Source organism: Plebeiibacterium marinum (assembly GCF_026013615.1).
Lineage (GTDB): Bacteria > Bacteroidota > Bacteroidia > Bacteroidales > Marinilabiliaceae > Saccharicrinis > Saccharicrinis marinus_A.
The window spans coordinates 1-2,071 of the sequence record NZ_JAPDPI010000103.1; the positions used below are offsets into that span (position 1 = coordinate 1).

Here is a 2,071-nt window from a genome sequence, read left to right on the forward strand (position 1 = left end):
AGAGAAAGCAGAAGAGAATGGTTATTAGAACAGTTTGAGAAAGCAGGATTAAAATCGTCCAATGTTAGTAAGTATCAATTTTGGCGACATGATAATAAGCCAATTGAATTATGGAGTAATAAAGTTATAGATGAGAAAATCAATTATATTCATAATAATCCTGTAGAAGAAGGAATAGTATATAAACCAGAAGAATATATCTATAGTAGTGCCAGAGATTATGCAGGAGAAATAGGTCTTATTGAAGGAGTTGTAGTTGTGAAGTAAAGCTATACCACGCGTGAGGACACGCGCGGCAGCGGGGGCAGAAAAGAAGGATCTTTGGGAAGAACCATGGGTAGCCAGATTTAAAGAAGCAGGGAAAAAAGAAATTTTTAGAGATGCTCAAAGAGAGATAGGCAAAGAAAATTATTGGAATAGTGCAATTTCTATTTGTAAGGATTACAAAATATGTACAGATCGTGGAATTGCTATAGTGTTTGATCGTACAGTTAATCAGGGTGCTGGAGGCTGTCGCAATTTAGTAGATTCATTTTTTACTAAAAATCAGGATATGACAGTTGAAGCAGAAATAAAGCTACTTGAAGCCATTAGGGATAATTGGCCTGAAACTCATTTTATATACAAAAGAGTAAATAGTATACTTACGACTACTGATTTTATTAATCAACAATATATCATATAAGCAATGAAACTAAGATTCGTTATTATTTTATTACTGTTATTTGGTAATACGGTATTTATTTTTTCTCAAGATAATATACTTGAAGGTGATTTTAATAAAGACGCAAAAAACGATCGATTAGAATACTCTTATATAAAGAATACTCCTTATATAAAGATTCTATTGAATGGTAAATCTCCTATTAAAAAAGATTTATATATTTCAGTTGAACGGTATAGTATGCCCATAGAGTATGAAGTTCCTGGCTATATCAATATTCATGAATTTTCTGGATCTAGATTTGATAACTATTTTATATATAAATGGATTAATGATGATTGGTATTTATATGGCATTTTTCACCAAATTGAAAGTGATGGATTAGTTAATGTTTATTTAGAGCCCGTAAACCTTAGGAATACAAAAAAAATAGGAGAACCAACATATAATTATAATGTATATGATAAGCAAGAAAGAATAAATTCAAAGAATCTATTAGACTCCATATTTACTCTTTATAAACAATCATATCAAATTAAAGATTATAAATACATTGAAATGCATAATAAGTATTTATCGCTAGATCTATTAAATTATATAGAAGTGGATAATAGTACAGTCCAAAAATATAATGATATTGCCTACTATATTGTATCTATACCTAATTGTAATGAAGAATTATTGCAGGAAGGTATAAGTTTATTATTACGCATAGTAAAAACATATCCTGAGCGCACTGTAGCCTACATCAACCTTGGCGATGCTTATTGGGAATTAAATGAAAACACCAAAGCAAAAGAAGCTTACAATAAATACATTGAACTTATGAAAGCCAATGGTAAGGAAAGTAAAATACCGCAACGAGTATTAGATAGAGTAAGATAAGCAAAGGAGGTTTTAACCTCCTTTTGTGTTTTGTGTACCTAGCCATTGGAGCCCCCGCTAACGCGCGTGTCCTCACGCGTGGTTCAATAAGCAAAGAGTCTTTCCTATAGGGAAATACCAACCAAATAGTCCAAATTCTAATGAGTAGAAATTATGAATTTTACAATCCGGAAGGTGTTTACTTTGTGAGTTTTGCAGTTGTTGAATGGATAGATGTATTTACCCGCAATGAATATAAAGACATTGTTATTGACAACTTGCAATATAATCAAAAAGAAAAAGGGATGGAGATATATGCATGGTGTTTAATGACCAATCATGTCCATCTGGTTTTTAAGAGTATTAAAGGCATAAAACCGGCAATACTATTGGGTAATTTCAAAAGGTATACAAGTAAAGCAATAATATCAACAATAAAAGAGAATCCAAGAGAAAGCAGAAGAGAATGGTTATTAGAACAGTTTGAGAAAGCAGGATTAAAATCGTCCAATGTTAGTAAGTATCAATTTTGGCGACATGATA

Annotated in this window: 3 protein-coding genes and 1 pseudogene; all 4 read left to right on the forward strand. The window is 31.3% G+C overall.

Annotation, left to right across the window (positions count from 1 at the left end):
• Positions 1 to 267: pseudogene (locus OM074_RS20995) on the forward strand (REP-associated tyrosine transposase); the annotation flags it as partial.
• A gap of 13 nt (positions 268 to 280) precedes the next feature.
• Positions 281 to 685 carry a lysozyme family protein gene (locus OM074_RS21000; RefSeq protein ID WP_301202672.1) on the forward strand — a complete coding sequence of 135 codons (405 nt, stop codon included), beginning with the start codon at positions 281 to 283 and terminating at the stop codon, positions 683 to 685.
• A 3-nt stretch (positions 686 to 688) separates the two neighbouring features.
• Positions 689 to 1,549 carry a tetratricopeptide repeat protein gene (locus tag OM074_RS21005; RefSeq protein WP_301202674.1) on the forward strand — a complete coding sequence of 287 codons (861 nt, stop codon included), beginning with the start codon at positions 689 to 691 and terminating at the stop codon, positions 1,547 to 1,549.
• Between the two features lie 140 nt (positions 1,550 to 1,689).
• The coding region (locus tag OM074_RS21010) for a transposase (protein ID WP_301202675.1) at positions 1,690 to 2,071 on the forward strand (382 nt) is incomplete at its 3' end.

What these genes read in the sequence shown, in the direction of transcription:
- OM074_RS21005 (WP_301202674.1), top strand. Translation starts at nt 689, where the DNA reads ATGAAACTAAGATTCGTTATTATTTTATTACTGTTATTTGGTAATACG.